The sequence below is a fragment of the Salipiger sp. genome (assembly GCF_059781815.1).
In genome coordinates this window covers 1-16,255 of record NZ_JBYNAH010000111.1, presented here as the reverse complement: position 1 = coordinate 16,255, position 16,255 = coordinate 1, and the positions used below count along the sequence as shown (strand labels likewise).

General features: G+C 66.9%; 16 protein-coding genes. 10 read left to right on the top strand and 6 right to left on the bottom strand.

Features of this window, described 5'->3' with window-relative positions:
• Both AC6RA4_RS14000 and AC6RA4_RS13995 read right to left on the bottom strand, forming a co-directional pair.
• The coding region (locus AC6RA4_RS14000) for a peptidylprolyl isomerase (protein ID WP_500161274.1) at positions 1 to 485 on the bottom strand (485 nt) is incomplete at its 3' end.
• Positions 478 to 984 (bottom strand): peptidylprolyl isomerase, encoded by a 507-nt coding sequence (locus AC6RA4_RS13995; RefSeq protein ID WP_500161272.1) that lies wholly within the window; start codon positions 982 to 984, stop codon positions 478 to 480. The genes AC6RA4_RS14000 and AC6RA4_RS13995, both read right to left, overlap by 8 nt.
• 136 nt (positions 985 to 1,120) lie before the next feature.
• On the opposite strand from AC6RA4_RS13995, the gene AC6RA4_RS13990 reads away from it, so the two are divergent.
• Positions 1,121 to 2,299 carry a phosphoglycerate kinase gene (locus tag AC6RA4_RS13990; RefSeq protein WP_500161270.1) on the top strand — a complete coding sequence of 393 codons (1,179 nt, stop codon included), beginning with the start codon at positions 1,121 to 1,123 and terminating at the stop codon, positions 2,297 to 2,299.
• A gap of 364 nt (positions 2,300 to 2,663) precedes the next feature.
• Here AC6RA4_RS13990 and AC6RA4_RS13985 read toward each other — a convergent pair whose 3' ends face one another.
• Genes AC6RA4_RS13985 through AC6RA4_RS13975 form a run of 3 tightly spaced genes read right to left on the bottom strand, consistent with a single transcriptional unit; the run spans position 2,664 to position 6,269 of the window.
• Entirely contained in the window at positions 2,664 to 4,160 is a 1,497-nt protein-coding gene (locus AC6RA4_RS13985; protein WP_500161269.1) for a UxaA family hydrolase, read from the bottom strand.
• 1 nt (position 4,161) lies between these two features.
• Positions 4,162 to 5,268, bottom strand: coding sequence for a mannitol dehydrogenase family protein (locus tag AC6RA4_RS13980; RefSeq protein WP_500161267.1), 1,107 nt, complete (start codon positions 5,266 to 5,268; stop codon positions 4,162 to 4,164).
• Entirely contained in the window at positions 5,265 to 6,269 is a 1,005-nt protein-coding gene (locus tag AC6RA4_RS13975) for a zinc-binding alcohol dehydrogenase family protein (RefSeq protein WP_500161265.1), read from the bottom strand. Before AC6RA4_RS13975 ends, AC6RA4_RS13980 begins: the two co-directional genes overlap by 4 nt.
• 126 nt (positions 6,270 to 6,395) lie before the next feature.
• On the opposite strand from AC6RA4_RS13975, the gene AC6RA4_RS13970 reads away from it, so the two are divergent.
• The 5 genes from AC6RA4_RS13970 (at position 6,396) to AC6RA4_RS13950 (ending at position 10,961) form a co-directional block, all read left to right on the top strand.
• Positions 6,396 to 7,286 carry a GntR family transcriptional regulator gene (locus AC6RA4_RS13970; RefSeq protein ID WP_500161263.1) on the top strand — a complete coding sequence of 297 codons (891 nt, stop codon included), beginning with the start codon at positions 6,396 to 6,398 and terminating at the stop codon, positions 7,284 to 7,286.
• Positions 7,287 to 7,397: 111 nt separating this feature from the next.
• Positions 7,398 to 8,138, top strand: a complete 741-nt coding sequence (locus AC6RA4_RS13965) for a FadR/GntR family transcriptional regulator (protein WP_500161262.1) — start codon at positions 7,398 to 7,400, stop codon at positions 8,136 to 8,138.
• A gap of 14 nt (positions 8,139 to 8,152) precedes the next feature.
• A complete protein-coding gene (locus AC6RA4_RS13960; RefSeq protein ID WP_500161260.1) occupies positions 8,153 to 9,127 on the top strand; it encodes a C4-dicarboxylate TRAP transporter substrate-binding protein in 975 nt (324 codons plus the stop codon).
• 60 nt (positions 9,128 to 9,187) lie between these two features.
• Entirely contained in the window at positions 9,188 to 9,679 is a 492-nt protein-coding gene (locus AC6RA4_RS13955; RefSeq protein WP_500161259.1) for a TRAP transporter small permease, read from the top strand.
• 10 nt (positions 9,680 to 9,689) lie between these two features.
• The gene (locus AC6RA4_RS13950; RefSeq protein ID WP_500161257.1) at positions 9,690 to 10,961 is read left to right on the top strand and encodes a TRAP transporter large permease; all 1,272 of its coding nucleotides are present in this window, start codon (positions 9,690 to 9,692) and stop codon (positions 10,959 to 10,961) included.
• Between the two features lie 117 nt (positions 10,962 to 11,078).
• Here the strand turns inward: AC6RA4_RS13950 and tgt are convergent, their stop codons facing one another.
• Entirely contained in the window at positions 11,079 to 12,206 is a 1,128-nt protein-coding gene (gene tgt / locus AC6RA4_RS13945; protein WP_500161255.1) for a tRNA guanosine(34) transglycosylase Tgt, read from the bottom strand.
• Positions 12,207 to 12,377: 171 nt separating this feature from the next.
• On the opposite strand from tgt, the gene AC6RA4_RS13940 reads away from it, so the two are divergent.
• From AC6RA4_RS13940 to AC6RA4_RS13925, 4 genes are all read left to right on the top strand, one after another.
• On the top strand, positions 12,378 to 12,680 hold the full coding sequence (locus tag AC6RA4_RS13940; protein ID WP_500161253.1) for a hypothetical protein: 303 nt from the start codon (positions 12,378 to 12,380) through the stop codon (positions 12,678 to 12,680).
• Positions 12,681 to 12,825: 145 nt separating this feature from the next.
• Positions 12,826 to 14,535, top strand: a complete 1,710-nt coding sequence (locus AC6RA4_RS13935) for a glycosyltransferase family 2 protein (protein ID WP_500161252.1) — start codon at positions 12,826 to 12,828, stop codon at positions 14,533 to 14,535.
• The gene (locus AC6RA4_RS13930) at positions 14,532 to 15,479 is read left to right on the top strand and encodes a glycosyltransferase family 2 protein (RefSeq protein WP_500161250.1); all 948 of its coding nucleotides are present in this window, start codon (positions 14,532 to 14,534) and stop codon (positions 15,477 to 15,479) included. Before AC6RA4_RS13935 ends, AC6RA4_RS13930 begins: the two co-directional genes overlap by 4 nt.
• Positions 15,480 to 15,746: 267 nt before the next feature.
• Positions 15,747 to 16,255 (top strand): DEAD/DEAH box helicase (locus tag AC6RA4_RS13925; protein WP_500161249.1); only part of this gene is annotated, 509 nt, incomplete at its 3' end.

The following is a 16,255-nucleotide window of genomic DNA, read 5'->3' as shown; positions in this document are numbered from 1 at the left end:
CCGCGCTTGATCGCGTCGACCACGTCCATGCCCGAGGTCACCTCGCCCACCACCGTGTACTGGCCATTGAGATGCGGCGCCGGGGCGAACATGATGAAGAACTGCGAGTTGCCCGAATTCGGGTTCTGCGAGCGCGCCATGCCGACCACGCCCCGCGCGAAATCGCGGTCCGAGAACTCCGCCGCGAGATCCGGGCGGTCCGAGCCGCCCATCCCCGCCATGCGCATGTCCGCGCCCATCTTGCCGTATTGCACGTCGCCGGTCTGGGCCATGAAGCCGTCGATCACCCGGTGGAAGGCGACGCCGTCATAGGCGCCCTCGTCCGCCAGCGCGGTGATCTGCGCCACGTGGTTCGGCGCCACGTCCTCGAAGAGGTCGATATGGAAGGTGCCGTTGGCACCCTCGCCCGACACCGTCACGTCGAGCCCCGCCGCCGAAAGCGGCGCGGCCAGCACGCAGAGGCCGGCTGCGACCAGGTTACGCATCTGCAGCCACCTTGACACTGACCATCTTGTCGGGATCCGCGGGCGGTTCGCCCCGGGTGATGGCATCCACATGCGCCATGCCGTCGATGACGCGGCCATAGACGGTGTATTGCCCGTTGAGGAAGTGGTTGTCCTTGAAGTTGATGAAGAACTGCGAGTTGGCCGAGTTCGGGTTCATCGAGCGCGCGGCACCCAGCGTGCCGCGATCGTGCGGCAGCTTGGAGAACTCCGCCGGCAGGTCGGGCAGATCGGAGCCGCCGGTGCCGGCGCGGCCGATGTTGAAGCCGTTGTCCTTGTTGCCGTGCTGCACGTCGCCGGTCTGGGCCATGAAGCCCTCGATCACGCGGTGAAACACCACGCCATCATAGGCGCCCGACCGCGCCAGTTCCTTCATCCGCTCCACGTGCTTGGGCGCCACGTCGGGCAGCAGCTCGATGGTCACGGTGCCGTCCTTCAGCTCCATGAGGATGGTGTTCTCGGGGTCCTTGATCTCGGCCATGTCGCATCACTCCCTGCGCATCATATCACGGACCGAGACTTAATCCGCGCCTGCGCGAATGCCAAGGGACGCCCGCACATTGACCCCGCCGGCGCTTCGGGGCAGACCTTGGGCAACGCTTTGACAGGAGGACAAGATGGCCTGGAAGACCCTCGACGACATGGAGCTGGACGGCAAGCGCGTGCTGACCCGTGTCGACATCAACGTGCCGGTGGAAAACGGCGAGGTCACCGACGCCACCCGCATCGAGCGCGTCTGCGCCACGGTGCAGGACATTCTCGCGCGCGGCGGCACCCCGGTGCTGCTGGCGCATTTCGGCCGGCCCAAGGGCAAGGTCGTGCCCGAGATGTCGCTCAAGATGCTGCTGCCGGCGCTCGAGGCGGCCTTCGGCACCAAGGTGCATTTCACCACCCTCGACGAGGCCGAGGTGGTGATCGATGCCTGCGACAAGGGCCAGGTGGTGCTGCTCGAGAACACCCGCTTCGAGCCCGGCGAGGAAAAGAACGACCCCGAGCTCGCCAAGACATACGCAAAGCTCGGCGATGTCTACTGCAACGATGCTTTCTCGGCCGCGCACCGCGCGCATGCCTCGACCGAGGCGCTGGCGCATCTGCTGCCGGCCTGCGCCGGTCGCTTGATGCAGGCCGAGCTCGAGGCGCTGGAAGCGGCGCTCGGCACGCCCAAGCGCCCGGTTCTGGCGGTGGTCGGCGGCGCCAAGGTCTCGACCAAGCTAGAGCTGCTCGGCAACCTCGTCGAGAAGGTCGACATCCTGGTGATCGGCGGCGGCATGGCCAACACCTTCCTCGCCGCGCAGGGCATCGACGTGGGCAAGTCTCTTTGTGAACACGAGATGACCGGCACCGCCAAGGAGATCGCCGAGAAGGCCGCCTCGACCGGCTGCGAGATCCTGCTACCGCGCGACGTGGTCGTGGCCCGCGAGTTCCGCGAGAACGCGCCCTCGGAGGTCGTGAAGGCCGAGGACTGCCCGGCGGACGCGATGATCCTCGACGCCGGCCCCGACAGCGTGGCGCATGTGGAGCAGGCCATCGACCGGGCCGAGACGCTGATCTGGAACGGCCCGCTCGGCGCCTTCGAGATCGCCCCCTTCGACACCGCCACCAATGCCGCCGCGGCCCATGCGGCGAAGGCCACCGCCTCGGGCAAGCTGGTCTCGGTCGCCGGTGGCGGCGACACCGTAGCGGCGCTCAACAAGGCCGGCGCGTCGGAGGATTTCACCTACATCTCCACCGCCGGCGGCGCCTTCCTCGAATGGATGGAAGGCAAGGTCCTGCCGGGCGTCGCGGCGCTCGGCTGAGCCTGAGCTCACTGAATGTGGAAAGGGCCGTCCTCCGGGGCGGCCCTTTTCTTTCGGAGATAGCGTCCAGCGAAACGATCGGGCGCCGTCGCGGCGTCGCCAGCCCGCGGGATGGCGATCCGACCGGCGATCCTCTCGATTTATTCCAGCCAAGTCCGAAAGACCTCGACACGTTGCGCCCAGCCCAACCAGATCGCCAGCCCCGGGGGCGGGCTGGCGATGGCGCGGCGGCCTTCGGCCTTGTTCCGCGCCAGAGAGGTTCAGCCGCCGGAAGCAGAGAACGACCCTTTTCCACTCGCCTGTGATGAAAGAGGCGCGGCACTCCCCGCACCGCGCCTCTCGCAAGCATCCGTCTGGTCGCGGATCAGAGCACCGCGCCGATCTTCCACGGCACGAACTCGTTGTCGCCGTAGCCGAACTCCTCTGACATGGTCTTCTTGCCCGAGGCGGTATCGAGAAGCAGGTCGTAGATCCGCTGCCCCATCTCAGTCAGCGACACGCCCTGCTCGACCACGCCACCGCAATCGATGTCGATATCCTCGGGCATCGAGCGCGCCAGGTCCGAATTCGAGGCCAGCTTGATCGACGGCGCCGGCTTGGCACCGAAGCACGAGCCGCGCCCGGTGGTGAAAGCGATGAGATTGGCCCCGGAGGCCACCTGCCCGGTCGCCGCCACCGGATCGTAGCCTGGGCTGTCCATGTAGACAAAGCCGTGCCGGTCGATCTTCTCGGAATAGGCATAGGCGCCCGAGAGCGGCGCGAGCCCGCCCTTGGCCACCGCGCCCAGCGATTTCTCGAGGATGGTGGTCAGCCCGCCCTTCTTGTTGCCGGGGCTGGGGTTGTTGTCGAGCGACGCGCCGTTGCGGTCGGCATAGTCGCGCCACCAGGCGATCATGTCCTCGATCTTCTCGCCCGTGCCCGCGTCGGCGCGCGCGATCAACAGGTGCTCGGCGCCGTAGATCTCCGGCGTCTCCGACAGGATCGAGGTTCCGCCCGCCGCCACCAGCATGTCCGAGGCCACGCCGAGCGCCGGGTTGGCGGTGATGCCCGAGAACCCGTCCGAGCCGCCGCATTGCATCCCGAGCGTGAGCCCCGAGACCGGCTGCTCGCTGCGCGTATCCTCGTTGGCCATCGCCGCGATCGGCTCGAGCAGCTCGAGCGCCCGCTTCACCGCCGAGCGCGAGCCACCGACCTCCTGAATGTTGAAGGTCTTGAAGCGCTCTTTGGTCCACTCGGTCGGCTTGTAAAGCGTCAGCTGGTTGACCTCGCAGCCCAGCCCGATGATCAGCACGCCGGCGAAATTCGGGTGGTCGCGATAGCCCTTGAGGGTGCGCACCAGCGCGTCGAACCCCTCGCCCTGGTTGGCCATGCCACAGCCCTGATCGTGCACGATGGGCGCGAAGCCGTCGACATTGGGATATTTCGGCAGCAGCGTCCGGTTGGCCTCGGCGGCAATGGCATCGCAGACCGTGGTCGAGCAGTTCACCGAGGCGATCACCCCGATATAGTTGCGCGTGCCGACCCGCCCGTCAGGCCGGGCAAAGCCCTGAAACGTGTTGCGCGCCGGTGCCTCGGGCAGCCGCGCCTGAACGGCGCTGACGCCATGGCTGCCCTCTGGCAGCGCGCAGTTCTGCACGTGCACATGCGCGCCCACGGCGATATCGCGGCTCGCCACCGCCATGACCTGCCCGTATTTCAGCACCGGATCGCCGGCGACCATCGCCACGCGGGCGATCTTGTGCCCGCGCGGGATCGGCTCGAGCGCGGTCAGCCCGTCGCGGGTCTCGCCTTCCGCCATGTCCGAGAGCACCACCGCCACCGTGTCGGTGGGGTCGAGCACCATGATCGTGGGGGCGGCCATCTCAGACCTCCTCGCGGGCGCAAAGCCCGTCGAGCACCGGCGCGGCGTAGTCGGGCTGCACCTCGCGCACCCACGACAGGAACGCGCCGATGCGGCGCTCGAGCTTCTGGCCATGGTTCTGCGCGATATCGGCAATGCGGTGATCGAGGAACGGGTTGGCGAAGCGCTCCAGCGTCACCGCGAGATAGGCCTCGGCCTTGTCGCCAAGCCCGCGCAGGGCAAAGCCCGGCAGCACTTCGCTTGCCATCACGTCCTTCACCTTGGCGCCGACCTCGCCCGAGAGCAGGTCTCGCACGATGGCGTCGGGATCGGCGTCACCCGCCATCCAGAACGCGGCCATCGCGGTGTGGCCGAGGTTGAGGATGTGCAGCTTCAGCCGCTCGATCTCTTCGAGATCCTCGACCAGTTGCACCGAGGGGTGCACGACCGGCAGAGCCAGCCCGTCCTGCGCCTCGATGGCCCAGAGCGCGTAAGGTTCAGCCACCGCGCCCACCGGGTCGATGGGCTCCGAGACGATGCGGTCGACGAGGCTGTTGACCCAGAGACAGGCGTCCAGCCAGTCGATCAGGACCGGGTCGGCCTTCTGGCTGGCGGCGATCTCGAGCACGCGCGCCTTCAGCACGCGGCCATTGTTGGGGATGAGCTCCATCGGGAAGATGGTCAGCGGCGTGCCCCCGCCCGCATGGCGCGCCGCCAGCAGGTGAAAGAGCTTGGCCGGGTAGGACATCGCCTGATCCGGGCGCGCCTGATCGTCGGCGGGCTTGGGCTCATAGCCCGAGTCGCCGGTGTTCGACAGGATCGCCTCGGCCTCCTCGGTGATTACGCGCGACAGTTCGGCCCAGTCCGACGCCGTCGAGAGCGTGCGCCTGACCGAGGTCACGCGGCGCTCCTCGTCTACCACCTTGCCGTCCTGCTGGCCGCGCACCCGGATCGGGAAGCCGCCCTCGGCGGCCAGCGCGCCCAGCCGCGCGGCGCGGGCGGGATCGCCCGAGCTCTGCACCACGGTGATGGCGCGCTCCGGCGTGCCTTCGGAAAAGAACAGGTCGGCATGGGCCTGCAGGAAGCGCGAGGTGCCGAACTGCACGATGGGGGTTTTCACATCGCTCATGCGGCCACCTCGATCAGCGCCTTGACCACGCTGCCGCGATCCTCGGCCCATTTCGGCAGATCCTCGACCGCGCCCTCGATGGTGGTCCGGTGGGTGCCGATCTTGTCGACGGGCACGAGCCCCTTGGCCATGCAGTCCATAACGTGCTCGAAATCGACCTTGAGCGCGTTGCGGCTGGCGAAAAGCGTGGTCTCGCGCTTGTGGAATTCCGGGTCGGCAAAGCTCAGGTCGCCCTTCACCACCGAGAGAAGCACGTAGTTGCCGCCATGGGCGAGATAATTCAGGCCAGCATTCATCGCGCCGATATTGCCGGTGGCGTCGAAGACGGTGTCATAGACGGTGTCGGCGATCTCCGAGACCAGCTCGGTCTTCGCCGCCGGGATGATCGCCTTGGCCAACGCGAGGCGGTCGGGCGAGGTGTCGCGCAAGGTGACCTCGGCGCCGGCGATATGGGCGAAGAGCCCCGCCCCCACGCCGATCGGGCCCGCGCCCACGATCAGCGCCGAGGATCCCTCGGCGAGGCCGGAGCGGCGCACGCCGTGGGCGCCGATGGCGAGAAACTCGACCATCGCCGCCGCCTGCGGGCTGAGATCGCCCGCCGGGTAGAGATTGCCCTCGGGCACCACGATCTCCTCGCACATGCCGCCATCGGTATGCACGCCGAGCACCGCGATGTTCTCACAGCAATTGGGCTTGCCGATGCTGCAGGCCCGGCATGTGCCGCAGGTGAGATAGGGGTTCACCACGACCAGATCGCCCGCCTTGATGCGGCCGTCGGCGCTGTCCGCCATCGCCCGGGCCGAGAGCTCGTGGCCCATGACGCGCGGGTATTGCAGGAAGGGCTGGTTGCCGCCGTAGATGTGGTAATCGGTGCCGCAGATGCCGATGGCCTCGATGCGGATGCGCAGATGGCCCGGCTTGTCCTCGGGGCGCGGGCGGGTCACGCAGGTCAGTTTGCCCGGCTCGTCGCAGAGCAGAGCCTTCATATCGGTCGCGGTCATGGGAATCCTCCGTCGGCTGAAGGCGCGCGGAAGCGATCAGGGAGTCGCGCGCCCCTTTACGGTTTTTTATAAATAAAATACATTCAGCTCAAGTTGAAATACGGATGACCCGAGAGGGCGCGCAGCATGTCGCGACAGAACCAGACCTTCAAGGCCGCCGCCAATCAGGCGATGGACCTGTTTTCCGGGCTCGAGCCGGGCAGCGAACTGGGCACCGAGGCGGAGCTTTGCGCCCAGCTTGCGATCTCGCGCACCACCGCGCGCAACGTGCTGTCGCATCTGGCAAGCCTTGGAATTCTCGAGTGGGAGGGCCGCCGCAAGGTGCTTTTGCGCACCCCCACCGTGGCCGATCGCTTCCCTCCCGAAGACGTGGCACTTCCGGCAGAGCGCGCCGAGCACCAGTTCCACGAATGGATCCTGCGCACCGACCTGCCACCCAACGCGCAGATCCACGAGAGCGAGCTGGCGCGGCAGCTTGGCATCTCGGTCGCGCTGGTGCGCGACCTGCTTCAGAACTTTCGCCTCAGCGGTCTGGTCGAGAAGAACCCCAACAAACACTGGACCTTCCGCGGCTTCACCCGCGATTACGCGCTCGAGATGTGTGACATGCGCGAGCTCATCGAGCGCGAGGCGATGCGAAGACTCTGCTCCGATCCGAACCATCCTGCCCTGCCCCGCATGGTCGAGATGGAGCGACTGCACATCAACCTTCTCGCACGTGACGATTCGGCGATGACCGAGTTTCCCGCCCTCGACGCGCGCTTCCACCGGCTGGTCTGCGCCGCCGCGCGCAATCGCTTCTACGACGAGTTCGCGCACCGCATCTCGATCATCGTCCACTACCACTACCAATGGAACAAGCGCGACGAGACAGCCCGGAACCGCGAGGCGATCCGCGAGCATCTCGCTGTCATACAAGCGGTTCTGCAGGGCCGGCATAACGCCGCTCTCGAGGCGTTCGACCAACACCTGAAGACCGCCCGCGAGACTCTCCTGGCCTCGGTCAACTGGTCCTGACCTCCCCTCCTCACGCCGCGACTGTTGGCGCAAACAACGCAAAGGCCGCTTGACGCGCGATTTTCTTTGGCCCTATGGTCCAACCAAAGTCACGGTCTGTAGGAGGAGCAAGTGGCCAAATCGACGGTGGAGGAAATTCGCGACGTGCTGCGCCGCGAGATTGCCGAGGGCTACAAGCCCGGCGATCTCCTGCCCAACGAGCGCGAACTCGCAGAACGGTTCGAGGTCTCACGCAACACCATCCGCGAGACGATGATCCATCTCGAGGCCCTGTCCCTGATCGAAAAGACCAAGCGCGGCGCCAAGGTGCGGACGCCGGATTTCGGCATCATGTTCCAGGAGCTGACCGACCATTTCGACACCTCGGCGCGCAGCTTCACCGACGTGCTGAACTTCCGCCGCATTAACGAGACCGGTGCCGCACCGCTGATGATCTGCCATGTCACGCCCGAACAGCTTGCCGCGATCCGCGCCGCCAACGATCGCATGGTCGGCGCCCTGACCGCCGCCGAGGCCGCGCAGGCGGATTACGATTTTCACTACGGGCTGGTGCAGGCCGCCGGCAACGAGGTGCTGACGCGCATGTACGACGTGCTGTCGGTGCCGCTGAAATACTATCTCGAGGTCGGCAAGTCGCAGGAGCTCAACACCGCGACCGCCAAGGCCCAGCACGACCGCATCATCGCGGCGCTCGAGAGCCACGATACAGCCGCGCTCAGCGCCGCGCTGTCCGACCATTTCCAGCATTCCGGCGAGGTTCTGGCCAACTGGCTGACCTCCCGCGAGCAGCGTTCCGAACCGATCACCATCTGGCCGGTTCAGCGCACACCCCATCCGACCAATCAACCGTGACACGGAGGAGTCTCATGAAAACTCTCACCAAGGCCCTGCTGGGCGCCACCACCGCGATCATGCTGGCAATGCCGGCGCTGGCGGAAACCACCGTCCGCATCGCCTACGAGAACAACCCGGGCGAGCCCGCTGATCTCGTGATGCACCGCTGGAAAGAGCTGGTGGCCGAGGCCTCAGACGGCGAGGTCGTGCTCGAGCTCTACCCCTCCTCGCAGCTTGGCGCCAAGAAGGACGTGATCGAGCAGGGCATGCTCGGCGTGAACGTCATCACCATCGCCGACGTGGGCTTCCTGACCGATTACGATCCCGATCTCGGCATCCTGTTCGGACCGTACCTGACCGATGACGCCGAGAGTCTGTTCAAGATCTACGAATCCGACTGGTTCAAGGAAAAAGAGGCGGCGCTGCAGGAGCAGGGCATCCACATCGTGATCAAGAACTACCTCTACGGCACCCGCCAGCTGCTCGCGACCAAGAAGGTCGAGACGCCGGATGACCTCAAGGGCATGAAGATCCGCACGCCCAACAACATCATGCAGATCCGCGCCATCGAGGCGATGGGCGGCACGCCGACCCCGATGCCGCTGGGCGATGTCTACCCGGCGCTGACCCAGGGCGTGATCGACGGTGTCGAGAACCCGCTGCCGGTGCTCTTCGGCCAGAAACTGCACGAGCAGGCCAAGGAGCTGTCGATGATCTCCTACCTGCAGAACACCTCGCTGTGGCTCGGCGGTCAGGCCTATTTCGACACGCTCGACCCGGAAGTCGTCGAGATGCTGCACGAAACCGGCTATGAGGCCGGCCTCTACAGCCAGGAGCTTGCCGCCCAGGCCGACGAGCAGATCCTCGCCGACATGGAAGCCGCCGGCGTCACCGTCACCTACCCCGACGTCGCCCCGTTCAAGGAAAAGGCGATGGCGGTCTACGAGCAGTTCCCCGAATGGTCCGAGGGTCTCTACGAAGAGATCCAGGAGCAGCTCGGCCAGTAATCCGACCCCGGCCCGTGCGACCCTCGTCGCGCGGGCCATCCTCTATTGCGAAGGTTCCTCGTGAAGTTTTCCTACAAACTCGTCTCGGCGCTGGCCGGCCTGCTGGTCTTTGCGCTGATCGCGATCACCGCCGCCGCCGTGATCGCCCGCTACCTGCTTGGCAACCCGATCCAGTGGACCGAGGAGATGTCCGCGTTCCTGCTGATCTGGATCGTGTTCCTCGGCGCCATCGCCTGCGAGATCGAGGACCATCACCTCAAGATCGACGTCATCACCATGATGCTGCCCGAGACGCTCAACCGCTGGCTCGGCGTGGTGATCGGGCTGATCTCGATCGGCCTTCTGAGCTACATGGCGCTTCTGGGCTACCGGCTGGCCGAGAGTGCGGCGCTGAAGAAGACTCAGATCCTGCGCATGTCGTGGTACTGGATCGACATCGCCGTGACCGTGGGCGCCATCGGCATCGCGCTGGTGATGCTGTGGAAGGTGGGGATGCTGATCCTGAACCGCCCCGTCGAACCCGTCGACGACACTCCCGAAGATCTGGGCTGAGGCGCGCGACATGGACTGGTTCATCATCATCCCCTTCATGTTCCTGCTGTTCGCGCTGAACATGCGGATCTACCTCGCGATGTTCGCGGCGATCCTCGGCTATTTCCTGTTCTTCCAGCAGATCCCGATCCAGATCGCGGTGCAGCGCCTGATCGCGCCGACGCAGAACCCCTCGCTCCTCGCGATCCCGTTCTTCATCCTGCTGGGCACGCTGCTCGGCACCACCGGCATCGCCTCGCGGCTGCTGAAGGTCGCCGACCTGCTGGTCGGCAAGCTGACCGGCGGTCTCGGGCATACCAACATCATGCTCTCGACCCTGATGGGCGGGCTCTCGGCCTCCAACCTCGCGGATGCGGCGATGATGTGCCGGATGCTGGTGCCCGACATGCTCAAGGCCGGCTATGACCGCGGCACCGCCGCCGCCATCACCGCCGCCTCGGCGCTGATCACCCCGATCCTGCCGCCGGGCATCGCGCTGATCATCTACGGGCTGGTGGCCGATGTCTCGATCGGCTCGATGTTCGTGGCCGGCATCCTGCCGGGCCTGCTCTGCGCGGCGCTGCTCATCGCCGCGACCTACTGGGTCGCCAAGAAGGACGGCTACAAGCCCTCGCGCACCAGCTGGCCCACCGCCAAGGAGACCACCTCCACGCTGGCCAGCGCCTGGCCCGCCTTCCTGCTGATCCTCGTCATCATCGGCGGTATCCGCCTCGCGATCTTCACGCCCACCGAGGCCGGCGCCATCGCCACCGTGGTAACCATCGTGATCGGGCTCTTCGTCTACCGCGAGATGAAGCTCAGCGATCTGACCGACGCCTTCAGCCAGACCGCCCGGCAGACCGCCGCGGTGCTGCTGGTGATCATGATGTCCTCGGCGCTCGGCTGGATCTTCTCGCTCGAGCAGGCCGGCGTGGCGCTGGCCGAGTGGATCATGTCGCTGACCCAGAACCCCTGGCTGTTCCTGCTCATCGTCAACGTCATCCTGCTGGTGCTGGGCATGTTCATCGAGGGCAACGCGCTGCTCATCATCCTCGTGCCGCTGCTGAAGCCGGTGGTGATGCAGCTCGGCATCGACCCGGTGCATTTCGGCATCGTGATGATCCTCAACCTCGCGCTCGGCACGCTGACCCCGCCGGTCGGCACGGTGATGCTGCTGGTCTGCAACCTGACCCAGACGCCCTTCGCCGAGTTCGTCAAACGCGGCTGGCCGTTCCTGCTGGCCCTGCTGGTGGCGCTGATGATGGTGACCTTCATCCCCGCCCTCTCCCTCGCGCTGGTCTGATCTCCTCCCTCAGGCAAGACCAGCGCCGCGCCCGCATTCCTCTCCCTTGGAATGCGGGCGCTGTTCTTTGCAGGGGTCTGGAGGCGGCGCGCTACGGGCGACCGGCGCGCCCTGATCTCAGAGCGGCTCGATATCGCCCTCGGCGCGGCCGGCGTGGAAATCCGCCTCCCAGGCCTCGAAGCGGCCCTCGGCGATGGCGTGGCGCATGCCGTCCATGATGTCCTGGAAGTACTGCAGGTTGTGCCAGGTCAGCAGCATGCCCGAGATCATCTCGTGGGCGCGGTAGACATGGTGCAGGTAGGCCCGCGAATAGCCGCTGCAGGCCGGGCAGGAGCAGTTCTCATCGAGCGGTCGCGGATCGTCGGAATGCCGCGCGTTCTTGATGTTGACCACGCCGCGCCGGGTGAAGGCCTGCCCCGTCCGACCCGAGCGGGTCGGCAACACGCAGTCCATCATGTCGATGCCGCGCTTGACCGCGCCGACGATGTCGTCGGGCTTGCCCACGCCCATCAGGTAGCGCGGCTTGTCGACCGGCAGGTGCTCGGGCGCGTGGTCGAGACAGGCGAACATTGCCTCCTGCCCCTCGCCCACCGCCAGCCCGCCCACGGCGTAGCCGTCAAAGCCGATCGCCTTCAGTGCCTCGGCGCTCTCCTGCCGCAGGTCGGGCTCGAGCCCGCCCTGCTGGATTCCAAAGAGCATGTGGCCGGGCCGGTCGCCAAAAGCCTCGCGCGAGCGCTGCGCCCAGCGCATCGACAGGCGCATGCTCTCTTCCAGCCGCCTGCGGTCGGCGGGCAGCGCCGGGCATTCGTCAAAGCACATCACGATGTCCGAGCCGAGAAGCCGCTGGATCTCCATCGAGCGCTCGGGGGTGAGCATGTGCTTGGAGCCGTCGATATGGCTGCGGAAGCTGACGCCCTCCTCGGTAAGCTTGCGCAGGTCGGCCAAGCTCATCACCTGGAAACCGCCCGAATCCGTCAGGATCGGTCGCTCCCAGTTCATGAACTTGTGCAACCCGCCCAGCCGCGCGATGCGCTCTGCCGTGGGCCGCAGCATCAGGTGATAGGTGTTGCCTAGCAAGATGTCGGCCCCGGTGGAGCGAACCTGCTCGGGCAGCATCGCCTTGACCGTGGCGGCAGTGCCCACCGGCATGAAGGCCGGGGTGCGGATCTCGCCACGCGGGGTCGAGATCACGCCGGTGCGCGCCTTGCCGTCGGTGGCGTGGAGGGTGAAGGAGGTGGTGTTCATGCTCCCTGCTCTGCCCCAAAGCGCAGGCTTTGCCAAGCCCGCAGCACCGGGGCCTCAAGACCGACGCGGCGACGTGACGTCAGGAAATAGCGCGCATTGTAAATTTATAGCTGGCGTTTACGCCTCTCCCCGATCCTGAGTTCACCCTCAACGGAACGGAGTTTTCCCCGCATGAAACGACCCTTCGCGCTTGTCTTCGCTGTTGCCATGATCTCGCTCGCCCCGGCGGCCCATGCCGGCTCAACGGTGTTCAGCTCGAGCCAGAAGACCCTGCGCGCCGACAACGCGAACCCGCATCCCGGCGCCGATTACCAGGGCCAGGTCTATGTCACCCCGGGCGGCTGCTCGTACTCGCGGGCGCAGGTGGCGGGCTACAAGCCCACCTGGCACCTGATCCGCAACGGCGCCGCGGGCGGGCTCACCAACGCCCATCGTCGCTGCCCGACCATGCTCGGCGATTACGAGCGGCTCTGAGCCCCGCGTCCCCGCTGCACCACCACGCCCGGAAAGCGCGCCGCCGCGATTGCGCGGCGTGCGATCCCGCGCCACTCTCCGCGCCATGAGCAGCGACGAGACAAGACACGACAGGCGTCCGACCTGGCCCGGCAGCATCAGCGCCGTGCTGACCCAGATGGAGGGCCGGCGCGACGAGATCACCTATGCCGAAGGCGAGGCCCCGCCGCCCCCCGATCTCGACCTCGCACCGCTCGCCACGCAGATCGTCGGCGATCCCGAAGACGACCCCGCCGAGGCGCCGCCCTTCCGCTCCGATTATCACCGCAAGCGCCACGCCCTGCGCACGGAACTGGCCGGCGAGAGCGAGCTGGTGTTTCTCAACGCCCTGCTCATTGCCCATCTGCGCAAGCGCAGTTTTCCCGATCACATCCCGGCGCTGTTTCAGCGGCTGTGGCGCGAACAGGGCGCGCACCTGCGCGCACGGCTGAACCAGCGCTGGCTGGTCTCGGCGATCACCACCTTCGGCGATCACGGCACAACGCCGACGCAGCGCTCGGTGGGGCTGGCGCTCACCGTGCTCTTCGGCACCATGAAGCTTTATGAATCCGAGCGGCTCTATTCCGGCCTGCCACCCGACCGCGCCTTCCCGCTGGATGGCCGGGTCCGGGCGGACCTCCCGATGGAGATGGACGCCTATTCGATCGCGTCCGGCGGGCTCGACGTCAACATGATCGGGCGGCTCTGGATGGAGGCCGAGGACGATCCGGTGATCCGCCCCCTCGCCCATCAGCTGCTCGATCTGCTGATCCATGACGACCGCACCCTGTTCCGCCGTCTGATGACCATGCGCAAACGCAAGGCCCGCAAGGAGGCCGGCAGCGCCCCGGACAGGCGCAGCGAAAACGCCGCCCCCGTGCCTCGGGCGCATCGCGACCTCACCGCAGAGAGCCTGCGCTGGGGGCTGGTCTCGACCATCCGGGCACCGCTTCCGGCGATCGCGCGCTTCGCCGCGCATCACCTCGAACTGGGCGCCGACGCGCTGCACCTCTATCTCGACGCGCCCGACGACGAGTCCCCCGCGTTCCTCGCGCGGCACCCGAAGATCCACGTCACCTGCTGCGACGCGGCGTGGTGGCAGGCCACCGGCAAGCAGCGCCCCGAGGCGCACCAGCTGCGTCAGGTGCACAACGCCACCCGCTCCCTGCGCGAGAGCGCCGACAGCCTGCACTGGCTCGGCCATATCGATGTCGACGAGTTCCTGCTGCCCGACGGCCCTGTGTCCGAGCGTCTCGCCGCGGTCTCGCCCCGCCATGCGCTCGCCCGCGTGGCGCCTGCCGAGGCGCTGGCCTCGGACACTGGCTGGCCCGCGCATTTCAAGCGCACCCATCACCACGCCAGGCAGCCCAAGAGCGTGCTGCAGGAGATCTACCCGACCTTCGGTATGCATCTCTATGGCGGTTTCCTGAGCCACACCTCGGGCAAGGTCTTTGCCCGCACCGGCATCCCCGAGACCCGGTTCGGCATCCACACGCTGAAATACGCCGGCGAGGATGCCAGCAACCGCGCCAGGCTCGAGGGCATCCACCTCGCGCACCTGCACGCGCCAAGCTGGCAGCACTTCCGCGACCACCTCGCCTTCCGCCGCACGCAAGGCTCCTACCGGGCGCGCTCGGAACGGGTCGAGATGGGGCAGGCCAACCTGATCGCCTTTCTTGCCGAGGAAGAGGGCGAGGACGGGCTGCGGATGCTGTTCGACGAGGTCTGCGCCGACACGCCCGAACTGCGCGCGCGGCTCGCCGCCCATGACATGCTGCTGACCAGGCGCTTCGATCCCGACGCCGCGGTGGCGCGGGTCTTCGGGGCGCTGCCATGACCCGCTGGGGCACCGTCACCACCACCAACGCCACCCTGCCCGAGATCCTCGATTTCGCCGCCTGGCATCTCGAGCTCGGCGCGCACCGGCTTTACCTCTATCTCGACGACGACTCGCCAGAGACGGAGGAGAGGCTCGCCGCCCATCCCAAGATCCGGGTCTTCTGCACCGACGACGCCTGGTGGGCCAAGCGCAACGGGCGTCCGAAGAAGCATCAGGCGCGGCAGGGCGCCAATGCCCGCCACGCCAACAACCGCAAGCCGGAGGTCGACTGGCTTGCCCATATCGACACCGACGAGTTCCTGCTCCCCTCCGGCCCCGTGGCCAGGACCGTGGCCGAGGAACTCGCCGCCCTGCCCGAGAGCTGCCTCTGCGCCCGCGTCCGCCCGGTCGAGGCGCTGGCCCCCGTCGACGACACGGAAGAGACCGCCTTCAAGGCCTTCCACATCGACCAGAGCGCGCGGCAGCAGGCGACGGAGGCCTGCTTTCCCAACTGGGGCAGGCATCTCTCGGGCGGCTTCCTCAGCCATGTCGCCGGCAAGCTGTTCTTCCGCGCCGGCACCAAGGGCTTGCAGATCCGCATCCACAACGTCGAGCTCGACGGGGTAACCAACCCCGGGCAGGTCGCGCTCACCGGCCTCGAGCTCGGCCATTTCCACGCCGCCGACTGGGATCATTTCCTGCGGCTCTACCGCTTCCGTCTGGCGCAGGGCTCCTACCGCGCCGAGCTGAAGCCACAGGCGCGCGGCGACCATGCCGTCAACCTTCACACGCTCTTCGCGATGATCGAGGACGCCGGTGGCGAAGAGGCGCTGCGGCTGTTCTATGACGAGGTCTGCACCGCCCGCCCCTCCCTGCTCGCGCAGCTCGACGCGCGCGGCCTGCTGCGTCGGCACCGCATGGACCTGACCGCCCTTCGTGCCCGCCATTTCCCCGGCGCCTGAGCCCGGCCGGAGTGCCGGGACTGGCCCGCACAACACCCGCAATCGGGTGCAACTGTCACGTCTTTTGGGACAACCGGCGCGCGACTGTCCCCCGAACCCCACGATTTGACCGCCAAAATGCCGCGCTGATTGACGTTTCCCCGGTGATTCCGGTACAAGGCGCCACATCGGGATCGCATCTGCCATCACGCATGGGGCCAACCGGGCCCGATCCAGGACCATACGCGCGGGCCAAGTCTCAGTGTCCGCACCCCAAAACGGACACGCATGACAAAGTTTTCTGATCTCAACCTGAACCCCAAGGTTCTCAAGGCCATTGAAGAAGCGGGCTACGAGACGCCGACGCCGATCCAGGCGGGCGCCATTCCCCACGCGCTCGAGGGCAAGGACGTTCTGGGCATCGCCCAGACCGGCACCGGCAAGACCGCCAGCTTCACGCTGCCGATGATCACCGCGCTGGCCCGTGGCCGCGCCCGCGCCCGGATGCCGCGCAGCCTCGTGCTCTGCCCGACGCGCGAACTGGCCGCCCAGGTGGCCGAGAACTTCGACACCTACGCCAAATACGTGAAGCTCACCAAGGCGCTGCTGATCGGCGGCGTGAGCTTCAAGGAACAGGAACAGCTCATCGACAAGGGCGTCGACGTGCTGATCGCCACCCCCGGCCGCCTGCTCGACCATTTCGAGCGCGGCAAGCTGATCCTCACCGACGTGAAGGTCATGGTGGTGGACGAGGCCGACCGGATGCTCGACATGGGCTTCATCCCGGATATCGAGCG

What these genes read in the sequence shown, in the direction of transcription:
- AC6RA4_RS13930 (WP_500161250.1), top strand. Translation starts at nt 14,532, where the DNA reads ATGACCCGCTGGGGCACCGTCACCACCACCAACGCCACCCTGCCCGAG.
- AC6RA4_RS13975 (WP_500161265.1), bottom strand. Translation starts at nt 6,269, where the DNA reads ATGACCGCGACCGATATGAAGGCTCTGCTCTGCGACGAGCCGGGCAAA.
- AC6RA4_RS13990 (WP_500161270.1), top strand. Translation starts at nt 1,121, where the DNA reads ATGGCCTGGAAGACCCTCGACGACATGGAGCTGGACGGCAAGCGCGTG.
- AC6RA4_RS13980 (WP_500161267.1), bottom strand. Translation starts at nt 5,268, where the DNA reads ATGAGCGATGTGAAAACCCCCATCGTGCAGTTCGGCACCTCGCGCTTC.
- AC6RA4_RS13985 (WP_500161269.1), bottom strand. Translation starts at nt 4,160, where the DNA reads ATGGCCGCCCCCACGATCATGGTGCTCGACCCCACCGACACGGTGGCG.
- AC6RA4_RS13995 (WP_500161272.1), bottom strand. Translation starts at nt 984, where the DNA reads ATGGCCGAGATCAAGGACCCCGAGAACACCATCCTCATGGAGCTGAAG.
- AC6RA4_RS13950 (WP_500161257.1), top strand. Translation starts at nt 9,690, where the DNA reads ATGGACTGGTTCATCATCATCCCCTTCATGTTCCTGCTGTTCGCGCTG.
- AC6RA4_RS13960 (WP_500161260.1), top strand. Translation starts at nt 8,153, where the DNA reads ATGAAAACTCTCACCAAGGCCCTGCTGGGCGCCACCACCGCGATCATG.
- AC6RA4_RS13940 (WP_500161253.1), top strand. Translation starts at nt 12,378, where the DNA reads ATGAAACGACCCTTCGCGCTTGTCTTCGCTGTTGCCATGATCTCGCTC.
- AC6RA4_RS13970 (WP_500161263.1), top strand. Translation starts at nt 6,396, where the DNA reads ATGTCGCGACAGAACCAGACCTTCAAGGCCGCCGCCAATCAGGCGATG.
- tgt (WP_500161255.1), bottom strand. Translation starts at nt 12,206, where the DNA reads ATGAACACCACCTCCTTCACCCTCCACGCCACCGACGGCAAGGCGCGC.